This is a genomic window from Streptomyces sp. NPDC034111 (assembly GCF_055575375.1).
The window spans coordinates 472,733-494,971 of record NZ_JBVIST010000002.1 but is presented as its reverse complement, the minus strand read 5'-3'; the positions used below and the strand labels follow the sequence as shown (position 1 = coordinate 494,971).

Sequence of the window (22,239 nt, the reverse complement as noted above, 5' to 3'; positions counted from 1 at the left end):
TCACCACAGGTTCGGGGTGGCTTCGGTGCGGCGGTGGTGCGCGGCCGGGTGCTGAGTGACGGCGTACACTCCGCCGCCTGCCCGGTGGCCGGGCCTCCCGTCGGCGCCGAAGCGGCCAATCAGCCCGCCGTCGATGTCCGCGACCGGCGCGGCGCGGCCCCTTGCGCCCCGCGGGGTCCAACTCGCCTGGTCGCGCAGCGGTTTTCGGTACCCTCCGGCCGAGTGGGGCAACGCCGCACAGGCTTTGATGAGCCGACTCGTGCACGGAGGGCGCCGGTGCGCCGGTGTCGCGCGAGTGCCTCGGTCCGACGTGGGTCAGGAAACGGCGGCCCCGACTGCGGGTGTCCACCGGGCCGGTGCGCCCGATGCTGTCGCCGCTGCGGATCGCCCCGGGTGGTGTGGTTCGTGGTGGGCCGGAAGCGCATCGGTGCGGAACGGGCCCCCGTGCCCGCCGAGCGCGGACGGCGCCGTATCATGATTAATGCTATGAATACGGGAAATACTTACCCAAAACCCCCGCCGGTCGGAGGTGTGCTCTGGTCGCTGGTCGGGGACATCCGCTCGCTGCTGACCCTGCCTGCCGCACTGACGATGCAGGTCGCGCACCCGGCCGTGGGCGCCGGCGTGGACGATCACTCCGTCTTCCGCACCGACCCCTGGGGCCGGGGCGAGCGGTCACTGGTCTCCTTGCAGCTGTGGGTGTACGGCGGTGAGGGTGCGGCCGAGGAGGGCCGGCGGCTGCGGCAGCTGCACCGGAACATCCAGGGCACCGACGCCCATGGCCACCCGTACCACGCGCTCACGCCCGCCTACTACGCCTGGGTGCACGCCACCGGCTACCCCGTCTTCCGGCACGGCCAGCAGTATCTGGGCCGCCCCTTCACCGAGGCACAGGAGCGACAGCTCTACGCGGAGTGGCTTCAGGTTGGCCGGGTGCTGGGCATCCATGACCGCGATATGCCGCAGACCATCGAGGAGTTCTGGCCCTACTACCGCAAGGTCCTCGACAACGACCTCGAACAGAACGTGGTGGTAAGGGAGTTGATCGCCACCGATGCGCCGCTGCCGCCGCCCGACCGCGGCCCGCGATGGCTGCGGCTGCTGCTCCGGCTGGCCTGGCCCTGGCTCCGCCCGCGGTTCGCGCGCGTCCGGCGGTTCCTCACGATCGGGCTGATGCCGCCGGACGCCCGGCAGGCCATCGGCCTGGAGTGGACGGACGCCCAGGAGCGCCGGCTGCGCCGCTTCGGGCGGGTCGTCCGCGCCGTGGTCCCGATCCTCCCGGAGCGGCTGCGGTTCATGCCGATCGCGCGGCGGGCCCGTCGGGAGGCACGCCCCCGGTAGCGATCCGGCGCGCGGCGGACCGGCGGGGTGCCGCGCAGCGCGCGGTGGCCGCACCGGCGCGAAGGACGGCGAGCGCGCACGAACGGAGCCGGGGGTGAGACCCCCGGCTCCGGACGTCCGCGGGCAGCGGCCGCCTCAGCGGTCAGTGCCCGTGCATGTCAGCGGTCAGTGCCCGTGCACGTCGTGCGTGGCCGCGATCTGCTTCCAGGACTTGGGCTGGGCGACCGGCGTGTGCGCCGCGCCGAACGCCCGCTTGAGCGCGCCCGCCGCCGGCTTGGCGGGCTGGAAGAGCCAGGTGTCGAAGAAGTCGGCCAGCGACTTGCCGGACTTCTTCTCCGCGAACTTCACGAAGTCCGCCACCGAGGCGTTGCCGTACTTGTTCTCCGTGGGCCAGGACTTGAGGAGGCCGAAGAAGACCTTGTCGCCGACCTTGTTGCGGAGCGCCTGGAGGGCCAGCGCGCCACGGTCGTAGACGGCGCCGTCGAACTGGTTCTCCGCGCCCGGGTTGCCCGGCTTGACGGTCCAGAACGGGTCATCGGCCGGGTGCTGGGCGTAGACATAGTCCGCCAGCTCCTGCGCGGTGCCCTCGCCCTCCTTCTCCGACCACAGCCACTGGCTGTAGGCGGCGAAGCCCTCGTTGACCCAGATGTCCTTCCAGTCCTTGAGCGAGACGCTGTCGCCGTACCACTGGTGCGCCAGCTCGTGCACCACGACCGAGACGTTCGTACCGCGGTCGAAGGCCTTCTTGCCGTAGAACGGGCGGGTCTGGGTCTCCAGCGCGTACCGGGCCGGCACGTTGGGGACATAGCCACCGACCGCGTTGAACGGGTAGGGGCCGAAGACGCTCTCCAGCCACTCGGTGGCCTCGGTGGTGCGCTCGATGCTGGCCCGCGCCGAGCCCTCGTTCGCGCCGAGGTCCTTGCTGACCGCGTTGATCACCGGCAGGCCGTTCGCGGTCTGGTCGGTGGTGATGTCGAACTTGCCGACGGCCAGCGTCGTCAGATACGTCGCCTGCGGCTTGTCCGAGCGCCAGTTGTAGCGCGTCCAGCCGAGCTTGGAGGACTGCGAGGCCAGTACGCCGTTGCTCAGCGCCTGGGTGCCGTCCGGGACCGCCACCGAAATGTCGTACGTCGCCTTGTCGGTGGGGTGGTCATTGCTCGGGAACCACCACACCGCGGCGTCCGGCTCCTGGGCGATCACCGCACCGTCGGGCGTACGGGCCCAGGCGCTGGAGCCGTCGATCTTCAGCTCGGAGGGCTTGCCCGCATAGCGCACCACGACGCTGATCTGCTTGCCCTTCTCCAGCGGTGTGGCCGGGGTGACCTCCAGCTCGTGCTTGCCGGACGTGGCGAAGGCGGCCTTCTTGCCGTTGATCCGTATCTCGCTGACCTTGAGGCCGAAGTCCAGATTGAAGCGGGAGAGATCCTGGGTGGTCGTGGCGAGCAGCGTCGCCGTGCCCTCCAACAGGTCCGTCTTCGGCTGGTACTTGAGCCGCAGGTCGTAGTGGGAAACGTCGTATCCGCCGTTTCCGCTCTCCGGGTAGTAGGTGTCGCCCACGCCCGGCGCGCCGGGGGTGAAGTCTGCCGCGGAGGCCGGGACCGCCAGCAGCAGGCTGAGCGCGGCCGCGCCCGGAACGAGGAGTCTGTGACGCACGAGTCCTCCAACTCGTAGGGGGATGGCTCTCGTCAGACCCTATGTACGCGGCCCGCTCAGCGTCATGGACATGGCTCGATCTGACACATGACCGACATGAACCACCATCCGGGCCGGTGGTCCACCGCCCGCCGTCACCCACCTCCGTCACCGGCGGCCCTGAAGGCGTCACATGCACCCTTACGCACGGGAGTTGGGCGCGCTACCGTCCGCCTCGTGACGAATCCTGCGCGGATCCCCCGCATCCCCTTCACAGCGCTCCTGATGGTGGCCGTCGCCGCCCTGCTGTCCGCCCTGGTCGCGCCAACCGCCGCGCAGGCGGCGCCCGGTGAGAGCAGACCCGTCTACTCCTACGACCGCGCGATACGCGAATCGGTCTGGGTGGACACCCGGCTCGACGGTGACGAGGACGGACGGACCGACCGCGTCGCCGTCGACATCGTGCGGCCGTCCGAGCCCGCCCAGCAGGGCCGCCGCATACCCGTGATCATGGACGCCAGTCCGTACTACTCCTGCTGCGGACGCGGCAACGAGAGCCAGAAGAAGACCTACGACGCCAAGGGCCGTCCGGTCCAGTTCCCGCTCTTCTACGACAACTACTTCGTGCCGCGCGGCTATGCGGCGGTCCTGGTCGACCTCGCGGGCACCAACCGCTCCGACGGCTGTGTCGACGTCGGCGGCCGCGAGGACATCCAGTCCGCCAAGGCCGTCATCGACTGGCTGGGCGGGCGGGGCCGCGCGTACACCGCCCGTACGGGAGGCAGACCGGTCAGCGCGGACTGGTCCAACGGCAGCACCGGAATGATCGGCAAGAGCTGGGACGCCACCATCGCCAACGGGGTCGCGGCCACCGGCGTCAAGGGACTGAAGACCATCGTCCCGATCGCCGGCATCTCCTCCTGGTACGACTACTACTTCGCCAAGGGCGCCCCGCTCTACGGCTCGGGCCCCGACTCGCTCGCGCACATGGTGGAGAGCGCCGACGCGCAGAAACACTGCGACGCGGTACAGCAGAAGCTCGTCGAGGGCGCACCGCGCAGCGGCGACTGGACCGGACTGTGGACCGAGCGCGACTACGTCCGCAACGCCGGCAAGGTCCGGGCCAGCGTCTTCATGGTGCACGGCATGCAGGACCTCAACGTCCGCGCCCGGCACGCCGGCCAGTGGTGGGACGCGCTCGCCCGGCACGGCGTCGAGCGCAAGATCTGGCTCTCCCAGACCGGGCACGTCGACCCCTTCGACTACCGGCGCGGCAAGTGGGTCAAGACCCTGCACCACTGGTTCGACCACTATTTGCTCGGCTACGACAACGGCATCGAGCGTGCCCCGATGGCCGATATCGAGCGTTCCCCCGGCACCTGGTCCACCGACCCGAAGTGGCCCGCCCCCGGCACCACGGCCACCACCCTGCGGCCGCGCTCCGGCAGCGCGCCCGGCGTCGGGGTCCTCGGCACCGTGAAGGCACCCCAGGGCGCGACCGAGACCTTCACCGACGACCCGCAGCAGAGCGAGGCCGACTGGGCCGCCCACATCGATCAACCGACGTCCGCCAAGGCCGGGTTCACCACCGGGCCGCTGCGCGCACCGTTGCGGCTGTCCGGCTCGGGCACGGTGACCGTCACCGTCACGCCCAGCACCTCGACCGCCCATGTCTCCGCCGTCCTCGTGGACCTCGGCCCCGACACCATCCGCAACTACGCGGCCGACGGCGAGGGCATCACCACCCTCGGCAAACGCACCTGCTGGGGCGCGGGCACCAAGGGCGACACCGGCTGCTTCAAGGAGACCGCCGCCGACACCGAGAAGGTGGCGCACACGGTCTTCAGCCGCGGCTGGGCCGACCTCGGCAACTACGCCGACCCCCACAAGGGCCGCCCGCTGACCCCCGGCAAGCCCTACACCCTCACCCTGGACCTGGCCGCGGCCGACCACATCGTGCCCGCCGGACACCGCCTCGCGCTGATCGTGGCCGGCACCGACGCCGGGCTGATCGACCCGCCGGCGTCCCGGCCGCGGCTCACCCTCGACCTGTCCCGCAGCTCCGCCAAGCTGCCGCTCACCGGCGGCGCTCCGGCCTTCGTACGGGCCACCGCGGGAGCACCGCGGCAGAGCGCCGGTACCGGTGCGGCACTGCTGGACGGGATCGCCCCGCCGCGCACGCCCAGCCGGATTCCGGACGCCGGCTGACCGACCGGGTCCGGACGCCGGCCGAACCGCCCTGATCCGCCCTGTTGCCGGATGCCGGCCGACCATCCGGGGCCGCCCCCTCAAGGGCGGCCCCGCCCCCCACCTCGCCCCCACCTCACCCCCACTGCTCATCCAAGGGAGGCACCCCTCGTGATGCTCCGCTCCCGCCGCCTCGCCCTGGTGGCGATGGCCCTCGGCCTGACCGCCACCCTCGGCGCGACGATGCCGGCCGCGCCCGCCGGCGCCGCCGGTACCCCGACACCCCGTACGGGGTTCGAGATCAGCCATGGCGCCCGCTGGACCAGTCAGCCGGAGGAGCAGACCTTCCTCGCCGCAGTCGACCGCGCCACCCCACGCGTACGGATCGACCGGATCGCCACCACCGCGCAGGGCCGCCCGCTGCAACTCGTACGCATCGGCGCCCCGGCACCCGAGCGGGCCGCGGAGGTCCGGCACGGCAACTCCGTACTGCTGATCTGCTCGCAGCACGGCGACGAACCCTCCGGACGCGAGGCGTGTCTGTCCACCATCCGCAACCTCGCCTACGCCAGGGACCGGGCCACCCGGCGCTTCCTCGCCCGCACCAGCGTGCTGGTCCTGCCGACCGCCAACCCCGACGGCCGGGCGGCGGACACCCGGGGCAACGCCGACGGGACCGACATCAACCGCGACCACCTCGCCCTCCAGACCCCCGAGGGCCGTGCGATGGCCGCGGTCCTCCGCGACTACCGGCCCGACACCGTCTACGACCTGCATGAGTACGGCCCGACCGTCCCGTACTACATGAAGGACCTGCTGTCCCTGTGGCCGCGCAACCTCAACACCGCGGACCCGGTGCACCGCGAAGCCACCGCGCTCTCCCGCGACTTCGTCGAGCCCGCCGTCCAGCAGGCCGGATTCAGCACCGGTGTCTACGGCATCTGGACCGACCCCGAGACCGGTGAGCCGGTCAAGCAGGTCGCCGGAGACGGCCAGGAGCGGATTCTGCGCAACACAGCGGGTGTGAAGGGCTCCGTCGGCCTGCTCGTGGAGACCAGGGTCGACCCCCTCACCGCCGCCGAGAAGGCGGACCCGGCGCTCAACAACCGGCGCCGGGTAGCCTCCCAGCTGGCCGCCCTGAAGGGCGCCTTCACCTTCCTCGACCGGCACCGCACCCGCATCGAAGCGGCCACCACCGCCGCCCGGACCGCCGGGTACGCCGACCGCGGCCCGGTCTACCTGGGCGGTGCGGACAACGATCCCGCCACCGCCGAACAGATCCTGGCCGATCCGCCCTGCGCCTACCGACTCGACCCGGCACAGGCCGCGGACCTCAAGGACGAGCTGGCTCTGCACGGCGTACGGCAGCAGCGGGAGCGGGACGGCAGTGCGGTGGTACCGCTGCGCCAGTCGCTGCGCGGCCTCGTGCCGCTGCTGCTGGACCAGCGGGCCGGATATCACCTCGGGGCCGGCACGCCTCTGGACGTCTGCCCCCGAGTGATCGAGGGTAAAGGGGAGGGCAAATATGGCTCATTGAAAGGTTGACACGTGTCGAACACAGTCAAAGAGTCAGCAGGCGGGGGTGGCCCAACAGGTCCCCCGGAGCACGACACCAGAAGCCCGCACGGGAGCGGGCCACCCCAGACCGACCGCGTGGTCTTCGGCGTGACCGCGCTGCTCACCCTCGCCTTCATCGCCTGGGGAGCATCCTCCACCGCATCGCTCAAGAACGTTTCGACCTCACTGCTCCACTGGGTCATCGACAACGGGGGCTGGGCGTTCGTACTCTCCGCCTCCGGCTTCGTGATCTTCGCGATCTGGCTGGCCGTGAGCAAATACGGCCGGATCACGCTCGGCAAGGAGGGGGAGGAGCCCGAATTCCGCACCGTGTCCTGGGTCGCGATGATGTTCAGCGCGGGCATGGGCATCGGCCTGATGTTCTACGGTGTCAGCGAGCCGCTGGGGCACTTCACCGCCCCACCGCCGGGCACCGACCCCAAGGACGCCGCCCAGGCGATGGACACCGCGATGGCCACCACGCTGTTCCACTGGACGCTGCACCCGTGGGCCATCTACGCGGTCGTGGGGCTGGCGATCGCGTACAGCTGCTTCCGGCGGGGGAGAAGGCAGACGATCAGCGCGGTGTTCACCCCCTTGATCGGCACGCGGCGGGCGAACGGCTGGGGCGGTCAGGTCATCGACATCCTGGCCATCTTCGCCACCCTCTTCGGCTCCGCGGCCTCGCTCGGTCTCGGTGCACTCCAGATCGGCAGCGGGATCAAGGTGCTCGGCTGGATGGACAGCGTCAGCACCAGCCTGCTGGTCGCCGTGATCACCGTGCTGACCATCGCCTTCATCCTCTCCGCGGTCTCCGGCATCGCCAAGGGCGTCCAGATGCTGTCCAACATCAATATGGTGCTGGCGCTGATCCTGGCCGTCTTCGTCTTCGTGGTCGGCCCGACCGTCCTCATCCTCGACCTGCTGCCGACCTCCCTCGGCTCCTTCCTCGGCGAACTGCCCCAGCTCGCCGGGCGTACGGAGGCCAGCAGCGGCTCCGACGTGGGCAGCTGGCTGCGCAGCTGGACGGTCTTCTACTGGGCGTGGTGGATCTCCTGGACGCCCTTCGTGGGCATGTTCATCGCCCGGATCAGCCGCGGCCGGACCATCCGTCAGTTCATCGGCGGGGTCATCCTCGTGCCGAGCGTGGTCAGCCTGCTGTGGTTCGCGGTCTTCGGCGGCTCGGCCATGAAGTTGCAGGAATCGAAGCAGCTCAAGGGCTCCCAGACGCCCGAGGGCCAGCTCTTCGACGTACTGCACCAGTACCCGCTCGCCACGGTCACCAGCCTCCTCGTCATGGTCCTGGTCGGCATCTTCTTCGTCTCCGGCGCCGATGCCGCGTCCATCGTCATGGGCACCCTGTCGCAGAAGGGGACCTTCGAACCGACCCGGCTCGTGGTGGTCTTCTGGGGCGTGGTGACCGGCGCGGTCGCCGCGATCATGCTGCTGATCGGCGGCGGCTCGGGCGATGCGCTGACCGGACTACAGAATCTGACGATCCTGGTCGCGGTGCCGTTCATGATCGTGATGATCGCGATGTGCTGGGCGCTGATGCGGGATCTGCGCAGCGATCCACTGATCGTGCGGGGCCAGCGGGGTGAGGAGGCCGTTGAACTGGCCGTGATCGCCGGACACGAGCGCTACGACGGGGACTTCGAGATCAGGATCGGTCCCGGGACCGGCGGATCGGCGGGCAGCGCCGGGCCCGGCGATGACATCGGCGGAGACGGCTCCGGTACCGGGGCCGGCAGCGGCGCCGTGGGCCCGCCCGGGGGATAGGGCGCCGGTGACGGTCGGGGGCGGGCCGCCCGGATCCTCCGGGCAGGCCGCCCCTCCCCGGGGTCTAGGGAGTGTCCGCCCCCTCCCGGGCCTGTCGCACCAACCGCACCACCTCGTCCGCACACCCCCAGGCCACGGTCACCCCCGCACCGCCATGACCGTAGTTGTGCACACACCGCGCCCCGCCCGGCAGCCGCTCCGCCTCGAGCCGTACCGCAGGACGGGCCGGGCGCAGCCCCACCTTGTGCGCCAGGACCCGGGCCCGCGCCACCGCCGGGAAGTGCCGTGCGCAGCGCGCCACGATGGCCTCCGCCACCGCCGGATCCGGCTGCTGCGACCAGGCGTCCTCCCGCGCCGTACCGCCCAGCACCAGGCCGTACGGCTGGGGCAGCGCATACGCCGTCTCCGAGGCGCCCGCCTCCGCGGCCACGAACCACTCCGTCAGCCCTGGGTTCTCGACGACCACCAACTGCCCCTGAACCGGGTGCACTTCAGGATCCGGTACGAGGTCCCGCGCGCCCAGCCCCGAGCAGTTCACCACCACATCCGCCGCCTGCCCGGCCTCCTCCAGGGACCCGACCGTCCGCTGCTCGACGACCCCGCCCGCCGCGGCCAACCGCCGCTCCAGGTAGCGGAGATGGGCCGGCATGTCCACCAGAGGCGTACGGGCCCGCCACCCCGACGTGCACCCCTCGGGCAGCTCTTCCCCGCGTGCCGGTCGCAGCCCGGGCACGGCGTCGTACCAGGCGACGAGCTCGTCGTCCTCGCCGGGCGACGCGGTCGCCATCGTGCCCGTCACCATCCGGGCCCCCGTCTCCTCCGGACGCCGCGCCATCCCGGCGAGCACCTGGAAGGACCGTACGGACCACTCGACCGCCCGCGCGTACGGCCGGATGCGGTACGGCCAGCACAGACCTCCGGCCACCGCGGACGTGGTCCCGCCCGCCGCCTCCCGGCGCACCACCCGCACCCGGTGACCGTCCTCCGCCAGCGCGAGCGCCGACGTCAGCCCGATCACGCCCCCGCCGATCACCCACACCTCAGCCGTCTCGCGCGTCATACCCGGATGCTAAGGGCGGGCCGGCCTGATGGGACATGGCGAGGGACCACGAAGCCCGGACCACCTACCTGCCGTTCGGCGGCCCGGAAAAGGAGAGGACGTGGGGCGGGCGGCCGCCTAGCATGGGGCGGCCGGGCCCGGAGCGGGCCATGGCTTCGGACGAAGATGGCCCGGGCGCGCCGCCAAGCGCCCCAGAAGATGCAGATGTTGTCGCAGAACCCGTTGTCCATGTGGTCGCAGCACCACAGTGCCGGCACGACGTTGCGGAGGCCCGTCTCCGCGGCGCGATGAGCGGCCGTGCGCGGCGCAGCGCCTCCGCCGCACGGTCCGCGCCCGCCATCCGTCCGCGCACCCCCGGCGAACTCCGCCGCGCCCGCCGCCCGCGCGCCCACTCCTGCTGGGACCACCTCTACGCCGCCCCGCTCTGGCCGCTGCACGGCGCCAACCTCGGCACCTTGTTGCGTACCTGCGATGCGGTCGGCGCCTGCCTGACCGTGCCACGGTTGCCCTGGGTGCCCGAGGCGCTGGAGCGCGGCAACACCCTGCGCCGGCCGGCGTGTGTGCACCGGACCGGTGATCCGGTGGGCTGGCTGGAGCGGCAGCGTGAACGAGGGCTGCGGGTGGTGGGGGTGGAACTCGCCGACGAGGCCGTCCGGCTGGCGGACCTGCCGGCGGCGCGGGAGCCGACGGTGATGGTCCTGGGGCATGAGCAGCACGGGATTCCGCCCGAGGCGCTGGACCTGCTGGACGAGGTGGTGGAGATCCCGATGGTGGGCACCGGCGCCAGCCTCAATGTGGCGGTGGCGGGGTCGTTGGTCCTGTACCGGCTGGCCGGGTTGATGTGAGCCGGGTGGCGGCGCGGCCGGCCGTTCCCGGCCGTCTCCCCGCCGTCCGCTTGTGATCTTGCGGTAACCCTCCGGCCGCGGTGCGGACAAACCGGGACCTTAGGCTGGTAGCAGCACCGTCGGCCGATGTCGCCCCTCGGATTCCGCTTGTCGCCGTCCGCCGTACGCCGTCGTCTGAGGAGATCCATGCTCCGCGCGCAGCGCGCCGTTCCCGCCTGGTTGGCGCACCCCTTCCGCTGGCAGCGGCTGCCCGTGCCCTGGGCCGCCGTGGCCCGTGGTGCGCTGTGCGCGGGGCCGCTGCTCGGGGCGGGGATCGCGACCGGCCATCCGGCGCCCGGGGTGCTGGCCGGACTCGGCTCGATGCTGGCCGGCGTCAACGACCGCCCCGGCACCCGCCGCACCGGCATCGTCCACATCGGCCTGCCCGCCCTCGCCTCGGCGCTCGGCATGCTGGTCGGCGCCTCGTTGCAGACGGCCGGCGCCGGCTGGTGGATCGTTCCGGCGCTCTTCGCGGTCGGCTTTGTCTCCGGCGCGGGAAGTGTGGCCGGGCCGGTGCGCTCCAACGCCGGTATGCAGATGCTGGCGACCACCGTCCTGGGCGCCGGTATGCCGCTGCCCGGCGCGCCGTGGGCGAAGGCGCTCTATGTCCTCGCCGGCTGCCTGTGGCTGCTTCTGCTGCGTCTCGTACTGCGCTCCCCGCGGCCCGCGGGCGGTCCACTCAGCGGTGAGCGGGCGGCGGTCGCCAGGGTCTTCGATGCCCTCGCCGATGCCCTGGGCGCGGCCGGCGGTCCCGGCGCCGAGCCCGCCCGGCGCCGGCTCACCGCCGCGCTGGACCGCGCCGACGAGGCCGTGCGGCTGCGCCGGCTGACCCGTCGGCTGCTGCGGCGTCCGGCCCGTACGGAAGAGCTGCTGCTGGGCGAGCGGTTCGCGGCGGCCACCGCGTTGTGCGAGGCCAGCGTCGCGCTGCTGTGGGAGGCCCGTCCGCTGCCGACCCGGGTCGCCGACAGCCCCCGCCGGTTCGCCGACGCGCTGCGCACGGGGCAGCCGCCGGGCCGGCTGTCCGCCCCGGAGACAAGTACGGCCGCGCGTGGGGCCTTCGACCAGGCGCTGCTGGACGCCGCGGTGGCGTTCGCCCGCCGGGAGCCGTTGCCGGGGGCGGGCCCGGGGCCGGATGCCGGGCCGGGGACCGGCGCCGGCGACGGGGCCCTGGCCGGAGTGCTTACGGAGCGGGAGCCGGAGCCGACGGCCGCTCCGGAGCCGGCGACCGCTCCGGAGCCGGCGGCAACGGGCCGCACGGCGGCGTGGCGCTCGGCCCGCGCGACCATACGCCGGATCGGCTGGCGGACCCGGCCTGGGCGCGGTCTGTTCGGGCCGGCCGGGCGCGACTACGGCCTGCGGGTCGCCGTCTGCATCGCCGCCAGCGCCGCCGTCGCCCTGCTGCTGCGGGCCGACCACTGGTACTGGCTCCCGGCGACCGCCACCTTCCTCGTCAAGCCCGATCTGGGCCCGCTCTTCTCCCGTACGGTCAACCGCTTCGCCGGGACCGTGGCCGGCGTGCTGCTCTTCGCCGGGGCCGGCCTGTTGCTGACGGGTTTGTGGTGGCCCGCGCTGGTAGCCGGTGCGGGTGGCGCACTACTGCCGTTCGCCACCCGGCACTTCGCGCTCCAGACCGTCGCGATCACCCTGATGGTGCTGTCCTTCGTGCATGTCAGCGGGGACCCGCAGGCAGCCGGTGAGCGGATCGTCGACACCTCCATCGCCTGCGGCATCGTCGTGGTCGTCGGGCATCTGCCGCGGCTGGCGGATCCGCGGCGACGGGTCGGCCAGCGTGTCAACTCCGCCCTGCGCGCCACCGAGTGGTTCCTGCGGCACGTACTGGAATCGGAACCAGGACAGGACTCCACCGAGCGGCTGGTGCTGCGCCGCGCCGCATACCGGGCGCTGGGGGAGGCCAGAGCGGCAGCCGAGACCGCCGCCGCGGAACTCCTCGCCGCCCGCGACCGCAACCCCGACTGGCTGACCGTGGTCACCGCGGCCGAACGCATCGTGGATGCCGCCACCGCCTGTGCCGTACGCCTCGACCACGGAGCCCACCGTCCGAGCACGGAGGAGGCCGAGCGGCTGTGCCGTGCGCTCGCAGCGATGGCCGACGCCCTTGAGGACCCGCGCCGCGAGCGTGGCGCCGCCGTAACGGATCCTGACCTACGGCCGGTTCCGGACTGCGCCACGCTCACGGACGTGGCGGCCGAGCTGGAACGCATCCGCGGCTACGCGGGGACCGGCTGAGCCGACCGCAGAGCCCCCGCCCCCTCCCCCGAAGGGGGAGGGGGCGGGGGGAGCGCCGGAAATGCTCTTCGTGTGCCGCAGGTCAGCGACCGCGGCCCTCCTTGCCCAGGAGGCCGGCCCGGCGGAGGGCGTCCGCCATGGCGTCGTTGGCGGGGCCGGTCTCGCGGGGACCGCGGCGGTCGCCGCCACGCTGGCCGCCGCCCTGCCGCTGCCGAGGCGCGCCGCCCCGGCCGCCCTCGCGCGGGCCCCGGCCGCCGGCCGCGCCGCCGCGGCGCTCGCCGCCGCCGGACGAGGTGCCCTTGCCGTGCTCGTCGTCCAGCCGCAGGGTCAGCGAGATCCGCTTCCGCGGAATGTCGACATCGAGGACCTTGACCCGCACGATGTCGCCCGGCTTGACCACGTCCCGCGGATCCTTGACGAAGCTCCGCGACATCGCCGAGACATGGACCAGGCCGTCCTGGTGGACGCCGATGTCCACGAACGCCCCGAAGGCGGCGACATTGGTCACCACGCCCTCCAGGAGCATCCCGGGCTGGAGATCGCCGATCTTCTCCACGCCTTCCTTGAAGGTCGCGGTCTTGAACACCGGACGCGGGTCACGGCCCGGCTTCTCCAGCTCCTGAAGGATGTCGCTCACCGTCGGCAGCCCGAAGGAGTCATCGACGAAGTCGGCGGCCTTCAGGGTGCGCAGCACCGCCGTGTTGCCGATCAGCGAACCGACCTCGGTGTCCGCCGACTTCACCATCCGGCGCACCACCGGATACGCCTCGGGGTGCACGCTGGAGGCGTCCAGCGGATCGTCGCCGCCCCGGATCCGCAGGAAGCCCGCGCACTGTTCGTACGCCTTCGGGCCGAGCCGCGCCACGTCCTTGAGGGCCTTGCGGGAGCGGAACGGGCCGTTGGCGTCGCGGTGCGCGACGATGTTCTCGGCGAGGCCGGAGCCGATGCCGGACACGCGGGAAAGCAGCGGTGCGGAGGCGGTGTTGACGTCCACGCCGACCCCGTTGACACAGTCCTCGACCACCGCGTCGAGGGAGCGGGAGAGCTTCACCTCGGAGAGGTCGTGCTGGTACTGGCCGACGCCGATCGACTTGGGGTCGATCTTGACGAGTTCGGCGAGCGGGTCCTGGAGGCGGCGGGCGATGGACACCGCGCCGCGCAGCGACACGTCCAGGTCCGGCAGCTCCTGGGAGGCGAAGGCCGACGCGGAGTACACCGAGGCGCCGGCCTCGGACACCATCACCTTGGTGAGTTTCAGCTCCGGCTGGGCGGCGATCAGATCGGCCGCCAGCTTGTCGGTCTCGCGGGAGGCGGTGCCGTTGCCGATGGCGATCAGCTCGACGTCGTGCTCGCGGGCCAGCTTCGCCAGCGTGGCCAGAGAGGCGTCCCACTTCTGCTGCGGGACATGGGGGTAGATGGTTTCGGTGGCCGCCACCTTGCCGGTCGCGTCCACGACGGCCACCTTCACGCCCGTACGGAAGCCGGGGTCCAGGCCCATGGTGGCGCGCGTTCCGGCGGGCGCCGCCAGCAGCAGATCGCGCAGGTTCGACGCGAAGACCCGTACCGCCTCGTCCTCGGCGGCCTGCCGCAGCCGCAGCCGCAGATCGATCCCGAGGTGCACCTGGACGCGGGTGCGCCAGGCCCAACGGACGGTGTCCTGGAGCCACTTGTCGGCCGGGCGGCCGCGGTCGGCGATACCGAAGCGGTGGGCGATGGACTGCTCGTAGGAGCTGGGGCCCTCGGTGGCCTCCGACGGGTCCTCCGGCTCCAGGGTGAGGTCGAGGATCTCCTCCTTCTCACCGCGGAGCATCGCCAGCACCCGGTGCGAGGGCAGTTCGGTGAACGGCTCGGCGAAGTCGAAGTAGTCGGCGAACTTCGCGCCCGCCTCCTCCTTGCCCTCCCGTACCTTCGCCGCGACCCGCCCGCGCGACCACATCCGCTCGCGCAGCTCGCCGATCAGGTCCGCGTCCTCGCTGAAGCGCTCGGTCAGGATGGCCCGCGCGCCCTCCAGGGCGGCCGCCGGATCGGCGACGCCCTTGTCGGCGTCCACGAACGCCGCGGCGGCCGCGGCCGGCTCCACCGAAGGGTCGCTGAGCAGCCCGTCGGCGAGCGGTTCCAGGCCCGCCTCCCGCGCGATCTGTGCCTTGGTGCGCCGCTTGGGCTTGAACGGGAGGTAGATGTCCTCCAGCCGGGCCTTGGATTCGGCGCCGCGGATCTGCGCCTCCAGGGTGGCGTCCAGCTTGCCCTGGGACCGTACGGACTCCAGGATCGCGCTCCGCCGCTCCTCCAGCTCCCGCAGATAACGCAGCCGCTCCTCGAGCGAGCGCAGCTGCGCATCGTCGAGCATCTCGGTGGCTTCCTTGCGGTAGCGCGCGATGAACGGGACGGTCGAGCCACCGTCGAGCAGTTCGACCGCGGCCTTCACCTGCCGCTCCTTGACGCCGAGTTCCCCGGCGATCCTCGCTTCGATGGACCCGAGGGCCCCGATGGGCTCAGTCGCTGCCGTCACGTTGATCCTGACCCGCCTTCCAGCGCTTGCTTGAGCCTGCATTGTGCCGGGTGGCGGGCCGGGCTGTCGCGCCGCCCAGCCGAGCGCGCCGGGGTGTGAGAAGCCGCACCCACACCCCGGCGGGGCCCGTCCCGTGGGAGCCCTACTTGCCGAACATCACCGCGGGAAATGCGCCGGCGTTCATGGCGGTGGTGGTGAAGCCGGTCGCCAGCTCGGTGAGCCGGGCCACGCCCGCGGCGCCCAGGTGCTCGTACGGCGCCCGGTCCAGCAGGTCGGTGCGGCGCTCCAGGTCCTTGCGCAGCTGGACACCGGCCTCGGTCAACTCGCCCTCGGCGTCCAGGAGCCCGCGGGCCCGCAGCCGCTCCTGGGCGGCCTGCCAGTCCTCCTCGGACCAGCCGCGGGTCGCCATGATGCCCTGGTAGCTCATCCCGCGGCCGCTGGCCGTGTGGGTGACCAGCGCCTCCAGGCCGTCCAGTTCAGCGTCCAGCAGCGCCAGCAGATGGCCGTCGCCGCGGTGTTCGCGCAGCAGGGTCGCGGCGTGCCAGTAGGCCAGGTGCGGGGCGTCCGGTACCGGCAGGTCGGCGTGCGCGGCGTACAGCGGCCGGGCCTGGCGGGCGCAGCCCTCGGCCGCGCGCAGCGCCAGCTTCGCCGCCTCCGCCATCTCCGGCGACTCGACCGCCTCGGCACCGAGCAGCCGGCGCAGTGTGGCGTCCGCGGCGCGCAGCCGGGCGGCGAGCACGTCCTCCGGCGTGGTGACGGACCAGACATGCGGTATGTGCTGGGCGATCAGCGCGTGGTTGAAGTTGTAGAAGGTGGCCGTGACGGTGCCGGGGCCGACCGCGCCCATGGCCGCCGACCGGCAGGCGAAGTAGCCGGCGCTGCGGTTCTCGATGCCGAGCCCGGCCATTTCGGCGGAGAGCTCCGGCGCGAAGTAGTGCGTGGAGTGGAAGGGGTTGATGACGTTGTGACAGGCGCGGCCGGCCTGCTCGGGCAGTGCGCTGGAAGAGGTCATGGGAGCAGCCTACCGACCCGTCGGTATGGGTGTGGTTGCGGCCCCGACGCAGCCCTGCCGCCGATCAGGAGCGCATGGCAGGAAAGGTGGGAAATCCGTCATTGCCGCCATCGATCTTGCTGACCAGGATGGGGGCATGGAACAGCGCGATGTGCTGGTCGTCCTCTTCGACGGCGTGCAGGCCCTTGACGTCACCGGACCGGTCGAGGTCTTCAACGGCGCGGCCCAGGGAGTCCCCGGCGCCTACCGGATCCGTACGGCCGGCCTGGACGGTGCCCCGGTCCGCACCACCAGCGGACTGACCCTGGTCCCCGACCTCACGCTGGCCCGCGCCGAGCCGCCGCACACCCTGCTGGTGCCCGGCGGCGAGGGCACCCGTACCCCCGACCTCCGGCTGATCGACTGGCTGCGCGGCAACGCCCACCGTGCCCGGCGCAAGGTCTCGGTGTGCAGCGGCGCGCTGCTGCTGGCCGAGGCAGGGCTGCTGGACGGGCGACGTGCGACGACCCACTGGCTGCTCTGCGACACCCTCGCCGAGCGGTTCCCCGCCGTACAGGTCGAGCCCGAGCCGATCTACGTACGCGACGGGGATCTGGCCACCTCGGCGGGCGTCACGGCCGGTATCGACCTCGCGCTGGCACTGGTGGAGGAGGATCTCGGCCGGGACCTGGCGCTGACCGTCGCCCGGCATCTGGTGGTCTTCCTGCGGCGGCCGGGCAACCAGACCCAGTTCAGCGCCCAGCTCGCGGCCCAGACCGCACAGCGGCGGCCGCTGCGCGACGTCCAGCAGTGGATCACCGAGAACCCGGCCGCCGATCTGTCCGTCGACGCCCTCGCGGACCGCGCGGGGCTCTCGCCGCGGCACTTCGCCCGGGCATTCCGCGACGAGGTCGGTATGACGCCTGGCCGCTATGTCGACCGGGTACGGCTGGAGGCCGCCCGCCGCTGCCTGGAGGACACCGTCGACGGGATCGAGCAGGTCGCGCGCCGCTGCGGCTACGGCACCCCCGAGGCGATGCGCCGCGCCTTCCTACGGGTCCTGGGCGCCGCCCCGGCCGAGTACCGCCGCCGGTTCCGGCCGGCCGGACCGGAGCGTTCCCGGCCGGCCGGACCGGACCTGCGCCCGGTCTGAGCCACACCGCCCACCCATACCCCCACCCAAGGATCAGGAGCCCCCGTGCAGATCGCCATCCTCCTCTTCGACCGCTTCACCACCCTGGACGCCATCGGCCCCTACGAGACCCTCAGCCGGCTCCCCGGCGCCGAGGTGGTCTTCGTCGGCGAACGCCCGGGCACGTACCGCAACGAGGTCGGCTCGGTCGGACTGGTCGCCGACGCCGGCCTCGACGAGGTCACCGCGCCGGACATCCTCGTCGTGCCCGGCGGCCCCGGGCAGCTCGCGCACATGCAGGACGGCCCGCTGCACGAGTGGATCCGCGCGGTGGACGCCGGCACCACCTGGACCACCTCGGTGTGCACCGGCTCGCTGATCCTGGGCGCCGCCGGTCTCCTCAAAGGGCGCCGGGCGACCACCCACTGGCTGGCGCTGGACCAGCTGCCCGGCCTCGGCGCCGAGCCGACCGGGGAGCGGGTGGTCTTCGACGGCAAGTACGTCACGGCGGCCGGTGTCTCGTCGGGCATCGACATGGGCCTGACGCTGGCGGGCCGGATCGCCGGGGACACCGTGGCCCAGGCGATCCAGCTCGGCATCGAGTACGACCCGCAGCCGCCCTACGACGCGGGCTCCCCGGACAAGGCTCCGGCCGAGGTCACCGCCCTGATGCGGGAGCGCAGCCGGTTCGTGCTGGAGGGCGAGGAGTGAGGTGGTAGGGCGTCGTCGGGCCGCGGCGCCGCGTCAGCCGGTGACCGGCTGCGGCGTCAGTCCGTCGGCCAGGTGAAGCGCGGCGCCCTGCGCTCCAGGAAGGCGGCGGCACCCTCCGCGGTGTCGCCGCTGGCGCGCGCCTGCGCGGCCCAGTGGGCGCCGCGCTCCTCGGCCTCGTCCGGTGGTACGTCCCAGGTCCCGTTGGCCAGCTCCTTCGCCGCGGTCTGCGTCAGCAGCGACCGGCTCGCCAGTACGGCCGAGAACTCCGCCACCCGCTTGCCCAGCTCACCCTCGGCCAGCACCTCGTCCACCAGCCCGGTACGCAGCGCCCGGGCGCAGTCGATCAACTCACCGGAGAACAGCAGGTACTTGGCCGCGGAGAGGCCGACCAGCCGGACCAGCCGGCGGGTGGCGGACGCCGGATAGACCACCGCCAGCTTGGCCGGCGTCACCCCGAAGAGCGCGCCCTCCTCCGCGAACCGCAGATCGCAGGCGGCCGCCAACTGGGCGCCGCCGCCCACGCAGTAGCCGCGTATCGCCGCCAGCGTCGGCCCGGGAAACGCCGCCAGCGCCTCCTCGGCCGCCACCGCCAGCCCCTGTGACTCACCCGCGGCGTTCCGCAGCGACCCGATGTCCGCGCCCGCGCAGAACGTCCCGCCCTCGCCGGTCAGCACCAGCGCCCGTACGGAGCGGTCGCCCGCCAGCCGCTCCAGCAGGGGCGGCAGATCCCGCCACATCTGGACGGTCATCGCATTGCGCTTGCCCGTATTGCTGATGGTGACGGTCGCTGTGCCGTCGCTGACATGCGTCCTCAGACCCGGTTCCATGCCCGGATATTAGAGCGACCGCCCACCGGCCGGCCCGATACGATCGACGGTCTGATGTCAGCAACCCTCGTCGCCAAAGACCTCGCCGCCGGCCACGGCGAGCGCGTCCTGTTCTCCGGCCTTGATCTCGTCGTCGCCCCCGGGGACGTGATCGGCCTCGTCGGCGCCAACGGGGCGGGCAAGTCCACCCTGCTGCGCCTCCTGGCCGGTCTGGACACCCCGGAGGAGGGCAAGCTCTCCCTCAGCCCGCCCACCGCCACCGTCGGCCACCTCCCGCAGGAGCCGGACCGCCGCCCCGGAGAGACCGTACGGGCCTTCCTCGCCCGCCGTACGGGCGTGGCCGACGCCCAGCTCGCCCTGGACGCCGCCACCGAGGCGCTGGTCGAGGAGCGGCCCGGCGCGGACGACGCCTACGCCACGGCGCTGGAGCGCTGGCTCGCGCTGGGCGCCGCCGACCTGGACGAGCGCGCCGAGGAGACCGCCGCCCAGCTCGGCCTGGCGGTCGGCCTCGACCAGCCGATGACCACGCTCTCCGGCGGCCAGGCCGCCCGCGCCTCGCTGGCCTCCCTCCTGCTCTCCCGTTACGACATCTTCCTGCTGGACGAGCCGACCAACGACCTGGACCTGGACGGTCTGCAACGGCTGGAATCCTTCGTCACCGGGCTGCGCGCCGGCACCGTCCTGGTCAGCCACGACCGCGAGTTCCTGACCCGTACGGTCAACCGCGTCGTCGAGCTCGACCTCGCCCAGCAGCAGGTCAACACCTACGGCGGCGGCTACACCTCCTACCTGGAGGAACGCGAGCGGGCCCGGCGTCATGCGCGCGAGCAGTTCGAGGAGTACGCCGACACCAAGGCCGCCCTGGAGACCCGCGCGCACACCCAGCGCAACTGGATGGAGAAGGGCGTCAAGAACGCCCGCCGCAAGGCCACCGACAACGACAAGATCGGCCGCAAGGGCCGGGTGGAGGCCACCGAGAAGCAGGCCGCCAAGGCCAAGCAGACCCAGCGGCTGATCGAGCGGCTGGACGTCGTCGAGGAGCCGCGCAAGGAGTGGGAGCTGCGGATGGAGATCGCCGCCGCGCCGCGGGCCGGCGCGGTCGTGGCCACCCTCCGCGGCGCCGGCGTCCGGCGCGGCGACTTCTCCTTCGGCCCGGTGGACCTCCAGATCGACTGGGCGGACCGGGTCGCCATCACGGGCCCCAACGGCTCGGGCAAGTCCACCCTGCTCGCCGCCCTCCTCGGCCGGCTCCCGCTGGACTCGGGCCGGGCCGCGCTCGGCCCCGGAGTGGTGGTCGGCGAGGTCGACCAGGCCCGTGGACTGTTCCTGGGCGACGAGCCGCTGATGGACGCCTTCCGGGCCTCGGTACCGGATCTGGCGCCCGCCGATGTGCGCACCCTGCTCGCCAAGTTCGGGCTGAAGGCGGCCCATGTGCTGCGCCCGGCGCACACGCTGTCGCCGGGGGAGCGGACCCGTGCCGCACTCGCTCTCCTCCAGGGCCGCGGGGTCAACCTCCTCGTCCTGGACGAGCCGACCAACCACCTCGACCTGCCCGCCATCGAGCAGCTGGAGTCCGCGCTCGCCTCGTACCCGGGCACGCTGCTGCTGGTCACGCACGACCGGCGGATGCTGGAGGCGGTGCACACCACGCGCCGGATCGAGGTCGACGGGGGACGGATCACCGACCGGGCCTTCTGAGCGGGCGCGCGGGTGGTCCGCGACACCTGGGGTGATTATCGATTTGGTCCTGCGGCCGCCGGCCCGTAATGTGGGGGCAACCGACGCGGGGTGGAGCAGCTCGGTAGCTCGCTGGGCTCATAACCCAGAGGTCGCAGGTTCAAATCCTGTCCCCGCTACTGATACGTACAGCAGGTCCGGTGCTCAGGCGCCGGGCCTGTTGTGCTGTCTGCGCGGGGTGGGTTGGGTGTGGCCGGTGGGTCCGGGTGGCTCATATGGCGTGGATCGTACGGTCGCCCGTCCGGTGTGTTCCGCGAACCGGGCCCGGGGGAACAGGATCGGTCGTCCGGTCGATCGAAGCCTTCAGAATGGGGCAAAAGGCGTCGATAGGCGCTGACTTGTGTTCAGCAGGCCGGTCCGGACCAAGTGTTTCTCAACACTCTTCCTGTGAGGATGCCTTCCGGACCCCCCGCAGAGCCCCCTGAAGAGCTGACCTCCCCGCTCGCGTACGAAGGTGTCTGGCGGTTCACCGCCCCGGCACTGGAGGCCTCGGTGCCGCAGGCCCGCCACGCGGTCCGGGACCTGCTCATCGAACAGCGTGCGCCGGTGGCCGCCACCATCATGGACGGCCTGCTGGTCATCGTCTCCGAACTCGTCACCAACGCGGTCCAGCACGCCGCCCTGCTCTCGCCCCAGATCGCCGTGCAGGTCACCATCGGCGCGAACTGGCTGCGGGTCGCCGTCGAGGACGACCACCCCTACCGCCCCAAGGCACTGGAGGCGGAGGAGGGGGACGTCGGCGGCCGTGGGCTGTGGCTGGTCAAGACGCTCACCGCCGAGGCCGGCGGCAAATGCGATGTGGAGCACACGGTGAACGGCGGCAAGGCCATCTGGGCCGAACTGCCGCTCACCCCGCTCGCTACCAGCCCGCCGCGTGTCCGGTGAGCTCGCGCACCGCCGGCCGCGCCGCGTCCAGCACGGTCATGAACCATGAGGAGAACGGCGCCCTGGCGTGCCGCTCGGCCAGCTCCTGCGGCGTCACGAACGCGATCTCGCCGACCTCGTCGGGATCCGGCGCCGGCTCGGCCCGCACCAGCCCCACGAACAGGTGGTTGTACTCCTGCTCCACGAGCCCGGAGTCCGGATCGGGGTGGTTGTAACGCACCGTGCCCGCCTCGGCCATCAGCGCGGGCGCCAGCCCCAGCTCCTCCGTGGTCCGCCGGGCCGCGGCCACGAACGGCGCCTCGCCGGGGTACGGGTGGCCGCAGCACGTGTTGGACCACACACCGGGGGAGTGGTACTTGCCCAGCGCACGGCGCTGGAGCAGCAGCCGGCCCTTCTCGTCGAAGAGGAAGACCGAGAACGCCCGGTGCAGCTGCCCCGGAGGCTGGTGCGCGGTCAGCTTCTCCGCGGTGCCGATCGTCGTACCGTCCTCGTCGACCAGCTCCAGCATGATCGGCTCGGCGGCGCCGCCCGGTGTGCTCACCGCCGCGTCCCCGGCGGTCTGTCCGTTGGCAGGTGTGATCGGCATGCCCATCCTTGTCGTCGGTCTACGACGCCAAGTCTGCCTTAGCCGGGTCCTGATCAGCGGCACAGTGGGTGCGCGGCGCCACACCTCGCGCGCACCGCCCGGCGTGAGCGACCGCCGTGAGAGGGGCCACACCCGCGCCCGCCCGCCGGACCTCCGACGGCGCCGGCGCCGCGC

16 protein-coding genes and 1 tRNA gene are annotated in these 22,239 nt (G+C 72.5%); 11 read left to right on the top strand and 6 right to left on the bottom strand.

Translation table 11 applies throughout. The annotated features are described in order from the left end of the window. Positions 1 to 531 precede the first annotated feature (531 nt). Complete coding sequence (locus ACZ55A_RS07915; protein WP_468835882.1) at positions 532 to 1,341, top strand: oxygenase MpaB family protein; 810 nt, start codon at positions 532 to 534, stop codon at positions 1,339 to 1,341. Positions 1,342 to 1,506: 165 nt separating this feature from the next. On the opposite strand, the gene ACZ55A_RS07910 is transcribed toward ACZ55A_RS07915, so the two are convergent. Then, on the bottom strand, positions 1,507 to 2,994 hold the full coding sequence (locus ACZ55A_RS07910) for a M1 family metallopeptidase (RefSeq protein ID WP_468835880.1): 1,488 nt from the start codon (positions 2,992 to 2,994) through the stop codon (positions 1,507 to 1,509). Positions 2,995 to 3,258: 264 nt separating this feature from the next. On the opposite strand from ACZ55A_RS07910, the gene ACZ55A_RS07905 reads away from it, so the two are divergent. The 3 genes from ACZ55A_RS07905 to ACZ55A_RS07895 all read left to right on the top strand — a co-directional run bounded on the left by ACZ55A_RS07905 (position 3,259) and on the right by ACZ55A_RS07895 (position 8,496). Further along, positions 3,259 to 5,181 carry a Xaa-Pro dipeptidyl-peptidase gene (locus ACZ55A_RS07905; protein ID WP_468836612.1) on the top strand — a complete coding sequence of 641 codons (1,923 nt, stop codon included), beginning with the start codon at positions 3,259 to 3,261 and terminating at the stop codon, positions 5,179 to 5,181. Positions 5,182 to 5,334: 153 nt separating this feature from the next. Continuing rightward, positions 5,335 to 6,705, top strand: a complete 1,371-nt coding sequence (locus tag ACZ55A_RS07900) for a M14 family metallopeptidase (RefSeq protein WP_468836609.1) — start codon at positions 5,335 to 5,337, stop codon at positions 6,703 to 6,705. A 108-nt stretch (positions 6,706 to 6,813) separates the two neighbouring features. After that, entirely contained in the window at positions 6,814 to 8,496 is a 1,683-nt protein-coding gene (locus tag ACZ55A_RS07895; protein WP_468835878.1) for a BCCT family transporter, read from the top strand. Between the two features lie 64 nt (positions 8,497 to 8,560). On the opposite strand, the gene ACZ55A_RS07890 is transcribed toward ACZ55A_RS07895, so the two are convergent. Beyond that, positions 8,561 to 9,556 carry an FAD-dependent oxidoreductase gene (locus ACZ55A_RS07890; RefSeq protein WP_468835875.1) on the bottom strand — a complete coding sequence of 332 codons (996 nt, stop codon included), beginning with the start codon at positions 9,554 to 9,556 and terminating at the stop codon, positions 8,561 to 8,563. 287 nt (positions 9,557 to 9,843) lie between these two features. Between ACZ55A_RS07890 and ACZ55A_RS07885 the strand changes: the two genes are divergently transcribed. Together ACZ55A_RS07885 and ACZ55A_RS07880 are read left to right on the top strand one after the other, a co-directional pair. Continuing rightward, complete coding sequence (locus ACZ55A_RS07885) at positions 9,844 to 10,401, top strand: TrmH family RNA methyltransferase (RefSeq protein ID WP_468835873.1); 558 nt, start codon at positions 9,844 to 9,846, stop codon at positions 10,399 to 10,401. A gap of 186 nt (positions 10,402 to 10,587) precedes the next feature. Beyond that, positions 10,588 to 12,687: an FUSC family protein gene (locus tag ACZ55A_RS07880; protein ID WP_468835870.1), complete on the top strand. Its 2,100-nt coding sequence runs from the start codon at positions 10,588 to 10,590 to the stop codon at positions 12,685 to 12,687. A gap of 82 nt (positions 12,688 to 12,769) precedes the next feature. Here ACZ55A_RS07880 and ACZ55A_RS07875 read toward each other — a convergent pair whose 3' ends face one another. Both ACZ55A_RS07875 and ACZ55A_RS07870 read right to left on the bottom strand, forming a co-directional pair. Beyond that, positions 12,770 to 15,196: a Tex family protein gene (locus ACZ55A_RS07875; RefSeq protein ID WP_468835868.1), complete on the bottom strand. Its 2,427-nt coding sequence runs from the start codon at positions 15,194 to 15,196 to the stop codon at positions 12,770 to 12,772. Positions 15,197 to 15,338: 142 nt separating this feature from the next. Then, positions 15,339 to 16,208 (bottom strand): SCO6745 family protein, encoded by an 870-nt coding sequence (locus tag ACZ55A_RS07870; protein ID WP_468835866.1) that lies wholly within the window; start codon positions 16,206 to 16,208, stop codon positions 15,339 to 15,341. Positions 16,209 to 16,344: 136 nt separating this feature from the next. Here ACZ55A_RS07870 and ACZ55A_RS07865 point away from each other — a divergent pair, with 136 nt between their 5' ends. Continuing rightward, a complete protein-coding gene (locus tag ACZ55A_RS07865; RefSeq protein WP_468835864.1) occupies positions 16,345 to 17,340 on the top strand; it encodes a GlxA family transcriptional regulator in 996 nt (331 codons plus the stop codon). A 45-nt stretch (positions 17,341 to 17,385) separates the two neighbouring features. Next, on the top strand, positions 17,386 to 18,030 hold the full coding sequence (locus ACZ55A_RS07860) for a DJ-1/PfpI family protein (RefSeq protein WP_468835862.1): 645 nt from the start codon (positions 17,386 to 17,388) through the stop codon (positions 18,028 to 18,030). Positions 18,031 to 18,086: 56 nt separating this feature from the next. Here the strand turns inward: ACZ55A_RS07860 and ACZ55A_RS07855 are convergent, their stop codons facing one another. Beyond that, on the bottom strand, positions 18,087 to 18,857 hold the full coding sequence (locus ACZ55A_RS07855) for an enoyl-CoA hydratase/isomerase family protein (protein WP_468835860.1): 771 nt from the start codon (positions 18,855 to 18,857) through the stop codon (positions 18,087 to 18,089). Between the two features lie 54 nt (positions 18,858 to 18,911). Here ACZ55A_RS07855 and ACZ55A_RS07850 point away from each other — a divergent pair, with 54 nt between their 5' ends. The 3 genes from ACZ55A_RS07850 (at position 18,912) to ACZ55A_RS07840 (ending at position 21,479) form a co-directional block, all read left to right on the top strand. Next, entirely contained in the window at positions 18,912 to 20,555 is a 1,644-nt protein-coding gene (locus tag ACZ55A_RS07850) for an ABC-F family ATP-binding cassette domain-containing protein (protein WP_468835857.1), read from the top strand. An 84-nt stretch (positions 20,556 to 20,639) separates the two neighbouring features. After that, positions 20,640 to 20,713: transfer RNA gene (locus tag ACZ55A_RS07845), tRNA-Met, on the top strand. Positions 20,714 to 20,987: 274 nt separating this feature from the next. Further along, positions 20,988 to 21,479 (top strand): ATP-binding protein, encoded by a 492-nt coding sequence (locus ACZ55A_RS07840; RefSeq protein ID WP_468835854.1) that lies wholly within the window; start codon positions 20,988 to 20,990, stop codon positions 21,477 to 21,479. On the opposite strand, the gene idi is transcribed toward ACZ55A_RS07840, so the two are convergent. After that, a complete protein-coding gene (gene idi / locus ACZ55A_RS07835; protein ID WP_468835852.1) occupies positions 21,454 to 22,065 on the bottom strand; it encodes an isopentenyl-diphosphate Delta-isomerase in 612 nt (203 codons plus the stop codon). The genes ACZ55A_RS07840 and idi overlap by 26 nt on opposite strands. Positions 22,066 to 22,239: the final 174 nt, after the last annotated feature.

Excerpts from the sequence above, each read along its gene's own strand:
- ACZ55A_RS07905 (WP_468836612.1), top strand. The coding sequence starts at position 3,259 with ATGGTGGCCGTCGCCGCCCTGCTGTCCGCCCTGGTCGCGCCAACCGCC.
- ACZ55A_RS07900 (WP_468836609.1), top strand. The coding sequence starts at position 5,335 with ATGCTCCGCTCCCGCCGCCTCGCCCTGGTGGCGATGGCCCTCGGCCTG.
- ACZ55A_RS07890 (WP_468835875.1), bottom strand. The coding sequence starts at position 9,556 with ATGACGCGCGAGACGGCTGAGGTGTGGGTGATCGGCGGGGGCGTGATC.
- ACZ55A_RS07885 (WP_468835873.1), top strand. The coding sequence starts at position 9,844 with ATGAGCGGCCGTGCGCGGCGCAGCGCCTCCGCCGCACGGTCCGCGCCC.
- ACZ55A_RS07880 (WP_468835870.1), top strand. The coding sequence starts at position 10,588 with ATGCTCCGCGCGCAGCGCGCCGTTCCCGCCTGGTTGGCGCACCCCTTC.
- ACZ55A_RS07870 (WP_468835866.1), bottom strand. The coding sequence starts at position 16,208 with ATGACCTCTTCCAGCGCACTGCCCGAGCAGGCCGGCCGCGCCTGTCAC.
- ACZ55A_RS07865 (WP_468835864.1), top strand. The coding sequence starts at position 16,345 with ATGGAACAGCGCGATGTGCTGGTCGTCCTCTTCGACGGCGTGCAGGCC.
- ACZ55A_RS07855 (WP_468835860.1), bottom strand. The coding sequence starts at position 18,857 with ATGGAACCGGGTCTGAGGACGCATGTCAGCGACGGCACAGCGACCGTC.
- ACZ55A_RS07850 (WP_468835857.1), top strand. The coding sequence starts at position 18,912 with ATGTCAGCAACCCTCGTCGCCAAAGACCTCGCCGCCGGCCACGGCGAG.
- ACZ55A_RS07840 (WP_468835854.1), top strand. The coding sequence starts at position 20,988 with ATGCCTTCCGGACCCCCCGCAGAGCCCCCTGAAGAGCTGACCTCCCCG.
- idi (WP_468835852.1), bottom strand. The coding sequence starts at position 22,065 with ATGCCGATCACACCTGCCAACGGACAGACCGCCGGGGACGCGGCGGTG.